The organism is Streptomyces sp. NPDC001219, assembly GCF_053597915.1.
Genome location: NZ_JBSFJF010000014.1, coordinates 131,935 through 146,106, shown reverse-complemented (window position 1 = coordinate 146,106; position 14,172 = coordinate 131,935). Strand labels below are relative to the sequence as shown.

12 protein-coding genes are annotated in these 14,172 nt (G+C 69.2%); 9 read left to right on the top strand and 3 right to left on the bottom strand.

The window, feature by feature from the left end; genetic code table 11:
- Window positions 1–480: 480 nt before the first annotated feature.
- The gene (locus ACWC9R_RS12130) at window positions 481–744 is read right to left on the bottom strand and encodes a hypothetical protein (RefSeq protein ID WP_450730855.1); all 264 of its coding nucleotides are present in this window, start codon (window positions 742–744) and stop codon (window positions 481–483) included.
- A 128-nt stretch (window positions 745–872) separates the two neighbouring features.
- On the opposite strand from ACWC9R_RS12130, the gene ACWC9R_RS12125 reads away from it, so the two are divergent.
- From ACWC9R_RS12125 to ACWC9R_RS12110, 4 genes are read left to right on the top strand one after another with little or no spacing between them, the layout of a single operon-like run.
- Entirely contained in the window at window positions 873–1,757 is an 885-nt protein-coding gene (locus tag ACWC9R_RS12125) for a hypothetical protein (protein ID WP_450730853.1), read from the top strand.
- Window positions 1,754–6,364: an AAA family ATPase gene (locus tag ACWC9R_RS12120; protein WP_450730851.1), complete on the top strand. Its 4,611-nt coding sequence runs from the start codon at window positions 1,754–1,756 to the stop codon at window positions 6,362–6,364. Before ACWC9R_RS12125 ends, ACWC9R_RS12120 begins: the two co-directional genes overlap by 4 nt.
- 15 nt (window positions 6,365–6,379) lie before the next feature.
- Window positions 6,380–6,523, top strand: coding sequence for a hypothetical protein (locus ACWC9R_RS12115; RefSeq protein WP_450730849.1), 144 nt, complete (start codon window positions 6,380–6,382; stop codon window positions 6,521–6,523).
- The gene (locus tag ACWC9R_RS12110; protein WP_450730847.1) at window positions 6,523–6,747 is read left to right on the top strand and encodes a hypothetical protein; all 225 of its coding nucleotides are present in this window, start codon (window positions 6,523–6,525) and stop codon (window positions 6,745–6,747) included. The genes ACWC9R_RS12115 and ACWC9R_RS12110 overlap by 1 nt, the downstream gene beginning before the upstream one ends.
- A gap of 65 nt (window positions 6,748–6,812) precedes the next feature.
- On the opposite strand, the gene ACWC9R_RS12105 is transcribed toward ACWC9R_RS12110, so the two are convergent.
- On the bottom strand, window positions 6,813–7,025 hold the full coding sequence (locus ACWC9R_RS12105) for a hypothetical protein (protein WP_450730845.1): 213 nt from the start codon (window positions 7,023–7,025) through the stop codon (window positions 6,813–6,815).
- A gap of 125 nt (window positions 7,026–7,150) precedes the next feature.
- Here ACWC9R_RS12105 and ACWC9R_RS12100 point away from each other — a divergent pair, with 125 nt between their 5' ends.
- Window positions 7,151–9,559, top strand: a complete 2,409-nt coding sequence (locus tag ACWC9R_RS12100) for a helix-turn-helix domain-containing protein (protein WP_450730844.1) — start codon at window positions 7,151–7,153, stop codon at window positions 9,557–9,559.
- A gap of 885 nt (window positions 9,560–10,444) precedes the next feature.
- On the opposite strand, the gene ACWC9R_RS12095 is transcribed toward ACWC9R_RS12100, so the two are convergent.
- Window positions 10,445–10,654: a hypothetical protein gene (locus ACWC9R_RS12095; protein ID WP_450730842.1), complete on the bottom strand. Its 210-nt coding sequence runs from the start codon at window positions 10,652–10,654 to the stop codon at window positions 10,445–10,447.
- Window positions 10,655–10,939: 285 nt separating this feature from the next.
- Here ACWC9R_RS12095 and ACWC9R_RS12090 point away from each other — a divergent pair, with 285 nt between their 5' ends.
- The 4 genes from ACWC9R_RS12090 (at window position 10,940) to ACWC9R_RS12075 (ending at window position 13,900) form a co-directional block, all read left to right on the top strand.
- Window positions 10,940–11,521, top strand: a complete 582-nt coding sequence (locus ACWC9R_RS12090) for an RNA polymerase sigma factor (protein WP_450730841.1) — start codon at window positions 10,940–10,942, stop codon at window positions 11,519–11,521.
- Window positions 11,518–12,498 (top strand): hypothetical protein, encoded by a 981-nt coding sequence (locus ACWC9R_RS12085; protein WP_450730839.1) that lies wholly within the window; start codon window positions 11,518–11,520, stop codon window positions 12,496–12,498. The genes ACWC9R_RS12090 and ACWC9R_RS12085 overlap by 4 nt, the downstream gene beginning before the upstream one ends.
- Window positions 12,499–12,689: 191 nt before the next feature.
- Entirely contained in the window at window positions 12,690–13,346 is a 657-nt protein-coding gene (locus ACWC9R_RS12080; RefSeq protein ID WP_450730838.1) for an AlbA family DNA-binding domain-containing protein, read from the top strand.
- On the top strand, window positions 13,346–13,900 hold the full coding sequence (locus tag ACWC9R_RS12075) for a hypothetical protein (protein ID WP_450730837.1): 555 nt from the start codon (window positions 13,346–13,348) through the stop codon (window positions 13,898–13,900). The genes ACWC9R_RS12080 and ACWC9R_RS12075 overlap by 1 nt, the downstream gene beginning before the upstream one ends.
- Window positions 13,901–14,172 lie beyond the last annotated feature (272 nt).

Here is a 14,172-nt window from a genome sequence, read left to right as displayed (position 1 = left end):
CCCTAAGCAGAGCTCAGCCCGGCAACCATTGCACGCTGGACCCAGAGCAACTCCCCCGCTGCGCGGGGGAGTTGGAAGTGAAGCCCCGCGCTGCGCGCGGGCGACGGAGTGAAACTCCTCGCGGCGCGAGGAGTTGGCTCTGCGCTGCACTCCGAGCCGTGTTTCCTTCCGTCAAAACTTTCGCTGAATCCGGAGGTTGGGCTGGTGCCCTTCCGGCTCTCCGCTTACGCCCCGAGCCGGCTCCTCCTTCGTCGCTTCGCTCCTGGAAGGAGCCTTGGGGGCCGTCCGCTACGCTCCCGGCCCGGCCCGCATTCGCGGGCGGCTGGCTATAGGGCAGGGGGCTCGGAAGGCCTGAGGCCGTCTGTTTCCTTCTGCTCGGAAGTTTTGGTGAATCCGGATTCGGGGTGGGTGCCTCCTTTCGTTGATTGCGGTGGACGAGGCTGTGGTGTGTCCGGGTGGGTGATGCGGTGTCAGTTGGAGTCAGTTTGTGCGTGGCCGGGAACACCTCGGCCTGCCCTCCCCGAGCAGAGCAAAGGGGCGAGGCTCCAGCGCGCAGTCCTCGCGCTCGCCGCGCGCCGTCTGGTTCACCACGTCATAGCGGTACGTCGTCGGGGCGGGTGCCAAGCGGAGAGCAGCGGGGCGGTGCCCGGTGATCCGCAGCAGAACAGGGCGGATCTGCGTGGGGTCATTGGAGGGCAGCGTGGCCAGCAGAAAGGCGGGGCCGCCGTCGGGGTCCTGGGCCAAGCCGAAGAGGCGACAAGTCCTGTCCAGATACAGCACAATCATGATCCGGCCGACGACCCGGAAACCCGGACCGTGTGCCAATGGTCGATGGATGCCGGCACGCAACGGGCCAGGCGGAGTGGGGAACGATGCAGGCAGCGGAGATCGTCGGGGTGCACGGGATCGGGCAGTCCAGGACCTCAGAGGAGCAGTTGACCCGGGACTGGGGGAAGGCGCTCGGGCGCGGCATCAAGGAGTTCACTGACCAGCCCGACCGCCTGGCCACGCTCCGCATGCCACACTGGACTTCCCTGCTCGCCAAGGGCACGGATCAGTTGGGGCCGCAGGACGACCTCTACGGCGCGTCGATGACACCGGCGGAGGAACAGTTCGTAGCGGAGGCTCTCGGTGACGTCGTCGGGCCGCAGGACCTGGCCTACGCCGAGGAACAGCCGCTGGCCGTACTGGGCCCGCCGAAGCTCTGGCCGCCCCGGATCACCCGACTGCTGATGGCCTATGACCACCGCTTCCCCGGCGGCGGCGGGCGGTTCTTCGTCCAGCGGATGCGGGAAGTCCGCTCCTATCTGACGGAGCCGGCCCTGGCCGTCAAGGTCCGCGCACTCGTCCGGGACCACGTCACCCCGACCACCTCCGTGGTCATCGGCCATTCGCTCGGCAGCGTCATCGCCTACGACCTGTTCCGCCACGAGGACGACGCCGGGGGCCGGACTCCCGGAGATGTGCCCGGGCCCGCCGTCCACACCCTCATCACCTGTGGTTCCCCACTGGGTATCCCCTCGGTGCGGCGACTCATGAAGATCGAGGACGGCGACCACCTGCGTCTGCCCGAGCACGTCCGGTGGATCAACGTCTACGACCCGGACGACGTGGTCACCGGCGGCGCCGGGCTGCGCCGGGTGGCGCCGGGGCTGGTCGATGCCGCGGTCCGCAACGGCGTGGGCGACCCTCACAGCGCCGTGCGCTACCTCCGCAGCGAGCCGGTGGCCCGCGCAGTGGTGGGCGGTCGGCCATGACGCGCGACCCGGTCACCGGCACGTACGCCCGTCGCCTCCTCGTCATAGCCGTCACCGAGTACGGCGACGGGACCCCGGCACAGCAGCAGGAGTTCAGCACGGGCGTCTCGGCGCAGGTGACCGTCGTAGAGGGCTGGTGGGCCGATCCCGGCCTCGACGACGGGCGCCGCTTCGCCCCCGCCCGGCCCAAGCAGCTCCGTAACCTGAGGGACCTGCGCGAGTTCCTCCTGGACGAGGAACTCGCCGAGGTAGACGACGACGAAGCCCTCGTTGTCTACGTCACCGGCCACGGTCTGGCCCCTGCCAACTCCCCGCAGCACTTCCTGCGCTTGCCCGACTCCTACGAGGACCGGCCGCTCAGCACTGCCTTCTCGACCGCCGAACTGATCGCGACCGTGCTGGACTCCCGGGCCACGCACGTCTTTGTGATGGTCGACTCCTGTTTCTCCGGCCGGCTCGAAACCGAGCTCAAGGCCAACCTGAAGGCGCTCCGAGAGGAGCGCCGCTCGCTCGGCTCGCTCGTCGTACTCGCGGCCGGGAACGACGAGAGCAGACCCCGGCTCGGTCAGTTCACCAACCTGCTCCGGGCCGCCCACGAGCACTGCGCGGACCGGGCCAACGGCTACGCCGGGTCCCACCTCAGCTGGCAAGACTGGAAGGGCATCGTCGGCGCGGTGTTCGACGCGAAGACCATGGCCGACGTCCACGAGATCTGGCCGACCCCGTCCGCCGCAGTCCAGAGGGCGCACCAACAGCCGAGCCCCTGCCTTCCGAACCCCAGCTACACGGCCGTCGAACCCGTACTCGGTGCCTCCCTCAGCCAGGTCGGGTGGACCCGGACCGAGCTGGACACGTACTGGATCTCACGCGCCGCCGGTCAGCCGGGAGCCGGCGACCCCGGCTGGTACTTCACTGGGCGCACCGAGCTGGTCAAGCGGGTGCTCGCGTTCCTGGTCGGCACCGAGAACGTACTCATCGTCACCGGCGAGGCCGGCTCGGGGAAGTCCGCCCTCCTGGCCCGCATAGTGACCCTCAGCGACGCCCGTTTCCGCGCGGACCCGCACTACGGTCCGCTCATCGCCGACATCCCCGAGGAACTCGACGTCCCGGTGGGGTCGGTGGACGCGGCCGTCCTCGCTCGCAACTCCGATCCGGACGAACTCGCCCAGACCCTGTACGAGGCGCTCGGCGGCTCCCCGAGCGACTTCGGCACGGCGCGTACGGCACGTACCCGGACGGCATCCAGCGGGCCGGCGAAGCCCCTGGACGAGGGTCCAGTGGTGGCCCTGTGCAAGCTCGTAGGGGAGCTCGCCCTGCTGCGGGGACGGCCCCTGACCCTCGTGGTCGACGGCATCGACGAGGCCAGAAACCCGACGCGCGTCATCACCGACCTGCTCCGCCCCCTCACCCAACTGCGCATGGAAACGGACGGACGTCCTGCGGTCCGGCTGCTTCTGGGCGTCCGCAGCCCCAGGAAGTACACGACGGTCGCCGAGAGCGAAGCGCGGCGCTCCTCCACCTCAACCCCCACAGCCCCTTCCACCGACCTGCTCGGGCTTCTCATCCGGGCCACTCACTCCGGGAACCTGATTCGCACGGACGACGTCGAGGCGACCATGGGCGACATCGCCGCGTACGTCCGCGCGCTGCTCCAGGCCCCGTACGAAGGCCAAGGCGGCGCCGAGGAAGGGCGGCCGGAGCTCCTGGGGCTGGACCCCGCCCAGCCCCAGCTCCGGTACCAGCACCGCTCGCTGGCCGCAGCGGTCGCCGAAGAGGTGTCCCCGTCCTTCCTGGACGCCCGGATCGCCGCCGAGCGACTTCGCTCGATGCGTATTCTGCCGAGCCCCGACGACCCTCCGTGGCGCCGGACCCTACGCAAGGGGACCGAGGCGCTCCTTCGCGAGGACCTCGGTGAGGTGGCCCGCTGGCACGACACCCCAGCCGAACACCTGATGACCGTGTTGCGGACGTCCGCCTTCGGGCAGGGGGCGGGACTGCCCTGGGCCGACATCTGGCCCGCCGCGGTGCGGGCGCTGTGCCTGACCCCCGTGGCCGACCCGGACGCGGTCATCCGCCAAGTGATGGCCAGTCGTCTCAACGGCTACCTGACCACCGCGGTCGAGGACGAGCGGACCGTGTACCGGCCGATCCACGAACGGATCAGCGAAACCCTCCGGTACTCACCGCAGTTCCTACTCGGTCTCCCGGACACGGACCCGGCGGAGCGTTTCCCCGAGATCTCGATCACCGCCACGCACGCGCAACTCGTATGGGCTTTCGGAGAGCTGATCCCTCCGGCACCGGACCAGCCCCCACACCCGTACCTACGACGCCACCTCATCGCGCACGTCGCCGCCGCCGGGCTGGTCGACGACCTGCACGTCCCCTGGCGTTTCCTGCCATGGGAGACGAGCAGCACGGTCCGGGCAGTCCTTGGACTGCCCGCCGACTTCCACACTGGTGCCGCGTGCCTCGCCGCGTGGGCCCGTATCGAAGCGTTTCTGGGCGATGCAGGAGCGGCGGCCCGGGCCGACAGCCTCCGCCTGTCCCTCCTGGGCACGGCTGTCGGGCGTGGTGCCGCCGGGAACATGGTCGCGACACGGCCCCTACCCCGCTACCGCTCTGACATCACACCGCGGTGGAGCCAACTGCGGGTGCCCGACAACCTCTTGGCACGTATGTCGAGCCCTCTCGCCTCGCTGGTGTCCTTCACTCTTCCGGACGGCAGCCCGCTCGTCGCGGCGGGCGACCAGGGTGGTGAGGTGCGCGTGTGGGACCCGCGCACGGGAACGGAGTTCGGCCTGCCCTTCCGGCCGGCCCCGTACGTACGCGCCCTGGCCGTGCTGACCGCCCCCACGGAGAGCCCTTTGCTCGCGGTGGGCACCGCCCACGGCGTCTGGATCTACGACCCGCAGAGCGGCGATGCGGCCCGGCTCCCGGTAACAGGAGCCGTGTTCGCCCTCGCCGCCTTCAGGACCAGAACCGGACGGGTCCGGCTGGCCGTCGGAACCGACGCGGGACTGATCATCTGTGATCCCTTCGACGAGGAGACACTGGTCCTGCCCCTCAGGCCCCTCGACGGTGTGATGGGCCCCTCAGTCAAGGCGTTGGCGACGTTGCAGCTCCCCTCGGGCAGGACGCTGCTCGCCGTGGGCGGCAGGAACAGCACGTTCGAGGTCTTCGACGCCGAATCGCTCGACGTCGTCACCGTGGTGCACGGGCAGGGCAGGGGAGTGGTCGCGCTCGCCCTGTACTTCGACCAGCAGGGCCGTCCCCGGCTCGCCGCGGCTTCGAGCACGACGCGCAGCGTGCGCACCTACGACGCGCTCACCGGCAAGGAGAACAAGGCAGCGCGCATCCCGCAGTCGGCGGCCTCCCTCAGGCCCTACCCCCATCCAGATTTCGGAGCACTGCTGGCACTCGGCGGCGCTGAAGGGGGGCCCGTGAGCCTCTGGGATCCGGCCACGGGGGAAGAGGTGTACACATTCCCGCCCGACCACACGGGAAGGGTCAAGGCCGTGGTCGCGGTCGATACGGGACAGCGGATGCCTTTCGTGGTGTCCGCATCGTTGGACCAGACGGTCCGGATCTGGAACCCCGCCGGGCGCACGTCGGAGCCGGAACTCGATCTGGAGGCGTCGGGAGACGGCTCCCTCCTAGCCGTGTTCCCCGGATCGGACGGCGGCCCCAGCCTGCTGACGCCCGCCCGCTCAGGTGCTGTCAGCATCCGATCGGCGGCGAGGGGGCAGCTGCGGCGTACGCGGCGGCGTCCCCAGCAGCTGACGTGGCCCACGGAATGGCACTGCGACACGTTGACCGCCCTGGCCACCCACGTCTGGTCGGACGGGTCAGCGTCCGTCGTCATCGGCCTGAAGAACGGCGTGATCGGCCGTTGGGACGAGCAGCGCGGCTGGCAGTCCCCTCCGGTGGACCAGAGTTGGCAGGCGGCGAGCGTGCGCTCTCTCACCACGCTCTCCCTCTCCGGTGCCGACGACGTCGTCCTGGTCAGCGGCACGAGCGCGGGAAGCATCTGCTTCCATGATCTCGCCAGCGGCGAGCAACGCTGGGAGCCCGTCCGCGAGGACGCGGCTGTGCGCGCCCTCGCGGCTCTGCCGAGCGAGACGGGCCCGCTCGTGGCCTTCTCTAGCGGCCGTACCGTGAGGTTCAGCCACGTCGGTGCGCCGTCGCACCTGCGCCTGCCCGGCCGCATGGGCCCCGTCCCTTCGCTCGCAGTCTGCCCTGCGGAGGACGGCAGTTCACTGCTGGTCACCGGCGGCAGCGACGGCTGCGTCCGGCTCTGGTCCCCGGACGCTCCTCGGACGGAGGCGTATCCCGTCCTCGAGGGGCACCACGGCCCGGTCTCCGCAATCGGCCTTCTGCCGCCCACCCCCACCTCGCCGCAGCCGCTCCTCGCCACTGCGGGCTTGAGCGACACCACCGTGCGCCTCTGGAACCCGTGGACCGGGGAAGAGCTCATGCGGGTGGTCACCGGCACGCCCCTCACTTCTCTCTGCACCCTGCCCGACGGCAGCATGCCAGACACCACCGACCCTGCGATCGCCTTCGGCGGACCAGCGGGCCTGGCAGCCCTCACCATCCGCCGCTAAGCGACTTGGCGACGGGTGCGGGAGTTCGGGGCGGACGCGCTGGCCGAGTCGTTCGGCATGTTCGGTCTGACGGTCGAGGACTGGGCGCAGATGCTGGGGGCGGCCGAGCGGGGCGAGGGGCCGCCGGTGGACTGGGGGCTGTTGGAGCGGTGGGTGTGATGGGGCGGGCCCGTGATGAGGAACTCGTGCGGGCGCGGACGGTGCTGCTCGGTCTGCGCGGGTTCTACGGGCTGCTCATGCCGGACACACCGGCGCAGGCCGCGCTGCGGCAGCGGATCGACGAGCGGGGCATGTTCCCCTTCCTGGACCACGTCATCGCCGTCAGCTCCTCCCCCGGGCAGTTCGCCGAGTCCCTGGCGGTCTACATGGAGTCGGCAAGTTGACGGTTGCCTGGCAGCTTCCCCGGGGCTGGGAACTGCGGAGGCGCCGCGGAGGCGAAGCCCGGCCGTCAAAGCCGCCCGGCCGTGATCGCGAAGGTCAGCAGTGCCAGGGACAGGGTGGCACTGCCTGCGAAGGCTACGGCACCGCGCAGCAGTACAGCTGCATAGGTTGCTCCGTCGATCCGAGCAAGCAGGCCGGCCGCTGCTCCTACGAGTGTGCAGAAGAGCGTGAGGACCGCCAGGAGTAGGGCCAGGAGCATCAGGTGTGTGGGTGAGGTCATGTCTTCTTCCCGAGCTGATCGGACGGTGGTGACCTCGGTGAATTTCGCAGTTCCGGTGTTCAGCGGGGTTCGGGCCGAACAAAGTTGAATGAAAACGGGCGCCCGAGGGACGGAGTGGGCAGGACGTGGGGAACGTGCACGAAGATCCGTTGTCGGAGCTCGGGCTGCGGCTGCGCACGCTCAGGGCGCAGCGTGGTCTGCAGGTAAAGGGGCTGGTGGCGCAGACCAGGTTGGGGCGGACAACGGTCAGCCAGGCACTGGGTGGCAAGGTGGTGCCGTCCGAGGCCACGCTGGTGGCCCTCGCCCAGGCGCTGAACACGGAGGGGAGGCCGTTACTGGAGCTGCGCCAGGACGCTGTGCAGGGGCGAGGACAAGATCGCCAGCTCCGTCGCCGACAGCCGAGCACAGGACGGCACGCGGCTGGCCACCAGGCTCGGGGCGACGCTCGTGAGCGGCCAGGGCAATTGGTGCGTGAACTCCGTGATCCATTCGATCTGGAGGTCCAGCGGGCGATCGACGTCTCCGGCGATGACGGCTCCGACCCTTTGCCGGTGTTGCCGCTGTACGTGGAACGCGAACACGATGCGCTGCTGCGTGAAACGGTTCTCGGCGCCTTGGAGGGGCGCAGCGCGTTGGTGACCTTGATTGGTGGTTCTTCCACCGGGAAGACCCGAGCCTGCTGGGAGGCGGTCCAACTTCTGCCGGACGAGTGGCGCTTGTGGCATCCGATCGCACCAAGCCACACCGATGCGGTGCTCGCGGGCCTGGCAGAGGTCGGGTCGCACACCGTGCTCTGGCTCAACGAGGTCCAGCACTATCTGCTGACCAGCGACCCGGCCGTCGGCGAGCGTGTCGCTGCCGGCTTGCGTGAACTGCTGCGCACACATGAGCGCGGTCCCGTCCTCGCGCTCGCGACCGCCCACCCAGAGGACTGGGCCCGCCTCACCGCCACTTCTGCGCCCCGCGATGATTACCCCCAGGCCCGGGCCCTGCTCACCGGAGCCGGCGTCCGCGCGCGGATCCCGGACCAATTCATCTGTGATCCCGCGGCCCTTGAGGAGGCGGCACAAGCCGACCCGCGTGTCGCCGAGGCCTCCGCGGTCGCCATTGACAGGCGGCTCACCCAGTACCTCGCGGGCGTGCCGGCACTCCTGGAGCGCGTCGAGCACGCCACCCCGATGGCCCGGTATCTCGTCATCGCCGCGGTGCAGTTGCGCCGCCTCGGCCACGGCCCGATGCTGCCCCTGCCCGGGCTGGAAGCAACTGCGGCTTCTCTCACCCCTGACCACATCTGGAATGAACACGCTCGCCCTGGGCGGTTCGAGAGCGCCCTGGAGTACCTTTCCGCCCCGTGCCGGGGCGTCCCCGGCCCCCTGAGCCCGGTCCAGCCCAGGCCCGGCACTCCCCCACCGGACCAGCCGCTCTACCAGCTATCCGGCTATCTCTTCGAAATCGGCCGCTACGAACTCCGCCACGACTGCCCGCCCGCGGAGTTCTGGGCAGCCGCCCTGCAGCATGCCTACACGGACGAGGACCGCCAGGCCCTCGCCACATCCGCGTACGAGCGAGGACGGGTACGTCTGTCCGCTTCGGTCTCAGACGGCAGGGACCCGTTCGGTCTGTACGACCGCGGCTCCTCCTATGTGTTGGGGCAGGAGGCTGACAGGGCACGCGCGGAGAACGCTCTGGCCACGATCAGTGAGCAGCGAGCATCGGGGCAACTCCAGCGCAATCCCGTCCTCGCCTACTTCTACCAGCGCCAGGAAGCACACCACCTTGACCAGCTTGGGGAGCACGAGCGGGCCGCGGCCATCTGGCGTGAGCTGGCAGATCAGGGCCACCCGGATGCCTTCGTACACGTCGGGCGCTATCACCTGGAGTTCAGTCGACGGACGGAGGCCGAGCGGTGGTTCCGGCAGGGTGCCGAGACCGGTGACGACGACGCCATGCAGGACCTCGTGTTCCTGCTCGCCGAGGACGGGCTGTTCGACGAGGCCGCCGAGTGGACCGAACGGATCGCACGGCCCGCGGAGAGCGGGGACATCTACGCCTACTCCCGGCTGGCCTACCGCTATAAGCGGGCAGGCAATCTCACGCAGGCCAAGATCTACTTCCGCAAGGCGATCGACGCCGGGCTCGTGGACTGCTACCAGGAGCTGATCGAGTTGCATCTCGAGGAAGGGGACATCGAGGGGGCCCGCCGCCTGTATGCGGAGGCGATCGAGGCGGGCGAGACCAGTGCTCCCATGATGCGGGCCGAGGAGCAGGGGGAGCACGCCAAGGCCGACGAACTCGCTTTCACCGCCCGGGACCGCGGCCGTTCTGTGGGGCCACTTCAGTTCCTGCTGTGGCATCGGCTGCAACGGCCAGACACGGTCGGCCTCGGAACGGCTCTCGCGCGCACAGTGATCGACGCCGGCGATGCCTTCGTCGTCCAGGGAGTGGCCAGCGAACTCTCGGCAGCCGGACACCACCGTGCTGTCGAAGCCCTGCAGAGCATCTTCGACGAAGTCGACGAAAGCGTTGACCAGTAAGGACGCACCCCGCAAGCTCCACTTCAACCGGTTGACCGGCGGGTCTGGAGTGGTCGGCGTGACCAGTGGCATCGCAGCCGTGCGCCCGGGCGGGGGCACACGGTCCAGTGGCCGACGACCACCCAGGACGGTGCCGTCGACGGTACGGCGTGCCGGGCTGAAGGAAATCTGGTGACCTCTCGGTCGAACGCTCCCCAGCACAGCCAGGAGGCGACTGATGTGGGCCTGCCGGGGGCAAGACCGTACAGCACGGTGCGGTGTGCGGCGGTGAAGGCGGGGGCGTACCGGTGTAGGGCGGGCAGGCGCACCCCGATCGCGATGGCCACCGCGTCCTGGTCTTCGCGCGCGGCGAGCGCGCCGGACACTATCTCAAGGACGTCGGCGGGCATCTCTCCTTGCGTGCGGGCCTGGTGTGCGGCGTACTCGAGCAGGCGTCCCAGCGCCCGCACGGACGGATCCGAGCCCAGCAGCGCTGCGTCCGCTCTCCCGCCGTCTGCCGGGCCGGGGGTGTTGCCGGGGGTATCCGGGGCCGGGACAGCGGCGGGGCGGGGCGTGTGGCGGTGCCGGGCCCTCACGGAGTGAGGGGTCCTCCTCGGCGAGGGCGACCGACGCGAGAAGACGCGGCACAGGGCGGGGCGCAGTCAGCGCTTTGCGTGGGGCGCCGCCCGTGTGAGTGGAATGGACATACCGGCGTAGTGGTACCGGGGCCTGTACCGCAGGTGCGGCCCTGCCGGTAGCGGGGCGCAGCCACTACGCCGCACAGACTGCCGTGTTGGCCGACTCCCGATCCCGGGCCGCGGCCACCCGTGACTCCGGCCAGGAGGGTGTCGGGGGTGAGGGCGGCTGGTGCGACATAGCCAACGATGGCTCCTTTGCTCCTTGGCATCAGCGCAGTGCGGCGAAGACGGTGCGCACGAGTGACGGAACGTCCGCCGGGTCGGAAGCGAGTACGGCAACGGCTCCGAGCGTCAGGACCGACAGGGCGACCACCGATGTCCGGACAAGCGGCATCAGGTCCTCCGCGCGAGCCCGGTGGATCCCCATCCATGCCACGCCCCCGACCAGCCCGAGAGCGATCAGCACCAACAGCTTCATGTTTCTCCTCTATGTGCTCCGGCCCCGTGGACCAGCGCGGTGCCGACGTTGCCCGAGCGGCCTTCGTTACAGACGGCGCTGTAGGTGCAGGTGAGGGGGCCCGGCTCGTCGGCCCGTGCACCGCTCCGGGGCAGCCTTTACGTCAGCTCCTTCTCCCCGATGAAAAATCTGGACGCCGGGATGTAACGGAACGTCGGCGGGCGTCGTCGAGGTACCGGGCGAATCGCGCCCAGCCGCGAAGGTCTGGTCTCTGCCGGGCCGAGAACGACTACGGGAGCCGGAGACGTGAGCTATGAGGGGTCGAGCGCGAAGCCGCAGGACCAGGCGCCGCAGAGTTCGAGTCAGCTCCTCAAGGGCTACTTCCTGGAGAACTTCGGCCTGTGGGTGGGCTTCGTACAGAGCCGTTTCTCCCTCCCCAGAGGGGACAGCGAAGACGTCGTCATGACGGCCTTTCGCGAGGCCGCCGCACAGGGGTGGGGGGAGGGCGGGGATGCGCTGGACCGGCTGGGTGCCTTCATGGGAGCCCGTGTGCAGTGGCGAGCGAAGGACCACCTGAGGTCGGAGGCCCGGCGCCTGCAGCACGAAGTCGCCTGCGATACCGCCGTCACTCAGGACCTGCCGGACACCGGACTCGTACAACCAGAAGAGTCGTTCGCCGAGCAGGAAGACCGCAAACGGGTCCACCTCGTGATCCAGCAGTTGAGTCCGCGGGACCGGAAGCACGCTTCCCTCGTTCTCGACGGGCTCACACCCCAGGAGTGCGCACTCGAACTCGGCCTCACGGAGGTCAACGAACGGGTACGCCGGCATAGATGGATGAGCCGGGTCACCCAAATCGTCCAGCAGGACAGAGAGGAGCAGCGGTGACGAACGAGCACCCGGACGCAGCCGAGAGCATGACCATGGCGGAGCTGTACTTCGGCGACGGTTCCCGGCCCGAGGAGCCTGAATGCGGTCTCGCTGTCCTGAGGGAGTTCCGCGCCTTCCGCGATGGCGGCAATCCGTTCCCCTCGTACTCCGATGAGGAACTGGAGGAGCGGTGGGCTCAGGTGGCTTCCGTGACCGAGGCCCCGGACGGGGAAGAACCGGCCGGGGCCGACGAGCTACAGGAGGGCGATTCCCGCGACGTGCCAGAAGACGCGGAATCCGGCGCGGACTCAGCGGACGACCAGCTCCAGCGGGCCCCTGCTGACGGGCGGGAGCCCGACGGGGCGCTGGCCGGCGAGGAGAACGAAGTCTGGTTCGTCCCCCGCGATGACACCGGTTGGCAGCAGCACCATGAGACCTGGCACGAGCGGTTCGAGCTGGACCTTATGACCGCCGACGGGTCCAGCGCGGCAGTGCTGGAAGCCCGGGCGCCTCGGGCAGGCAACGCGTCACAGCATTATTGGTTCCTGCAGCTCAAGTGCACAATGACCGTGGACGTGGCCGAGGCTGCGTGGGACGAGGAAAGGGTCACGCGGTACAGAGGCTGGTTGGCGAAACTGAAGAGGGCCTGCCTGATGCCCGCCCCGGAGCCGGAGCTCCTCTTCCTCGTCATCCTGCCGTGTTCCGCCACGCTCACCGCGCCGGACCGCCCTGCTCTCGCCTGGAGTACTCCCCCGCCGCTGGGCGACAGCATTGGTACGGAGGGGAACATCCGGTTGCCGGTCCCGGCCGCCGTGCTGTGTGTGGCACAGCAGGAGGAGTCGAAGTGGTCCACAGGCAGCGCAGACGCAGCGTTCCTGGCCTTGCCGGAACGCCTCTTTCCGGTGCGGGACCATCTGCCTGACTTGCGGGCCTACTGGCACTCGACGCTGCATCAAAGGCTGCCGGACAGACTCAAAATGCCGTGCCGGGAGTGAATTGCCCACACGTAATTCACGGTTCTTATTTGACGCAAGGAGTGAAGTAAAAAAGGATTGCAGAGCTTTCGCCGTGCTCAGGCAGTACGGCCATTCCGCATGCCCGGGATCGGGCTGTACGGCCTGTCAGGCATTCTCCCGGCGCTCGGGCGCCAGCCGTCAGGGGGCGTACGACGCTCTAGGGTTCAGGCATGGCCTACACGTCGCTTCATCGTTCCGTCGGCTCACCGCCCGGTCCTGTGACCGCCGAGATGCTCGCCCAGGCCGTGTCGATCGGCCTGGGCGAGGCGGAGGATCTCGACTGGAAGCGGGACGCCGGCGATGTGAAGGACAACCGGGAGAACGCCAAGGATTTCGCCGCGCTGGCCAACGCACGCGGCGGGCTCATCATCACCGGCGAGGGAGAGGACGGCGCCGACCACGCCGATGAGCTCGTGGGCGTGGAGAATGACCGCGCCAGAAGCCTCGTCGACAAATTCCGAAAGGTGGCGACCTCACTCGTACGTCCGTTCGTCCCCGCCCTCAGGGTCTACGCCGTGCCGCTGCCCACCGCTTCCGGGCGTTCGGCCGTAGTGGTCGAGGTTCCCCGCAGCCCGGAAGCCCCGCACCTGGTGGCCTGGGACAAGGAGTCCTGGCGGTACCCGAAACGGGTCGGCACCGACACGGTCTGGCTGGGCGAATCCGAACTCGAGGCCGCCTACGGACGGCGGTTCTCCCTGCGGCAGGACGCACAGTCCCATCTGCAGCGCCTGCACGACGAACTGCGCCCGCGCCTTCATCAGTACCGTCCGTGCCGGCGCCCCTGGAAACGGCATCGTCGGTCACTCCATATGCCGCGGACCCGGTGATGACCGAAATCCGGGAGGCCCTCCCCAGCGGTGAGAGCCTGCTCCGCGCGAAACTGACGAACCTCAACCCCGAGGTGGGACTGCGGCGTTCGATCTTCACCGAACACTATCCGTACACCGGCGAGAGCATCCGCGCCCACATCGAACTCCACCAGGACGGGTCCTTCGGCGGTGCACTGAACGCGAGCTCCACCATCCAGCACGGTCCCGCACTGCTGCCACAGTTCTCTATGGAAAGCGCTGTGTGTGACCTGGTGACGGCCGCCGCCTTGCATGCTGGCTCTCGTGGAGCGGATGGCACCCTCCAGATCCGCGCGCAGATCGTCAGCAACGGCCCTGTGGCCCTGGCCGACCGGGATGGACAGTACGACGAACAGATCGACGGCAGCCTCACACTCGGCTTCAGCATCCCCACTCAGGCCGCCACCTTCGTCACGACCGAGGCCCCGCTCAACGATCTCGCCGCCCTCCCGCAACGTCGCGCCGAAGCCGCGAAACAGCTGCTGCTGGATCTCACCCACCAGTTCGCCGTCGCGGATCTGCTCCAGCCCTGACGGATCGGCCCGGTCGTTCACACACGGGTCGCATCAGGCATGGCCGCTTCCGCGGGCCTGGGCGCGCGGTGCCGTGCTCCAGCCATGGACCGCGACGACAAGTGAGGAAGCGGGCAACCTCACCGGCTGACGAAGCGCAGCGGGCGGCTGCTTCGGCCAGACCGTCCACCGCGTACGGGCACGCGCGGCGGCGAGAAAGGCGACGAACGGACCTTGGGCGTACGGCCTCTGGTGGCCGCGTCGTCGACGGCCGACGATGTCCTGAAGGATCA

Bases quoted from the DNA above. Each gene is read 5' to 3' on its own strand.
- ACWC9R_RS12125 (WP_450730853.1), top strand. From the start codon at position 873: ATGCAGGCAGCGGAGATCGTCGGGGTGCACGGGATCGGGCAGTCCAGG.
- ACWC9R_RS12120 (WP_450730851.1), top strand. From the start codon at position 1,754: ATGACGCGCGACCCGGTCACCGGCACGTACGCCCGTCGCCTCCTCGTC.
- ACWC9R_RS12110 (WP_450730847.1), top strand. From the start codon at position 6,523: ATGGGGCGGGCCCGTGATGAGGAACTCGTGCGGGCGCGGACGGTGCTG.
- ACWC9R_RS12105 (WP_450730845.1), bottom strand. From the start codon at position 7,025: ATGACCTCACCCACACACCTGATGCTCCTGGCCCTACTCCTGGCGGTC.
- ACWC9R_RS12095 (WP_450730842.1), bottom strand. From the start codon at position 10,654: ATGAAGCTGTTGGTGCTGATCGCTCTCGGGCTGGTCGGGGGCGTGGCA.
- ACWC9R_RS12080 (WP_450730838.1), top strand. From the start codon at position 12,690: ATGGCCTACACGTCGCTTCATCGTTCCGTCGGCTCACCGCCCGGTCCT.
- ACWC9R_RS12075 (WP_450730837.1), top strand. From the start codon at position 13,346: ATGACCGAAATCCGGGAGGCCCTCCCCAGCGGTGAGAGCCTGCTCCGC.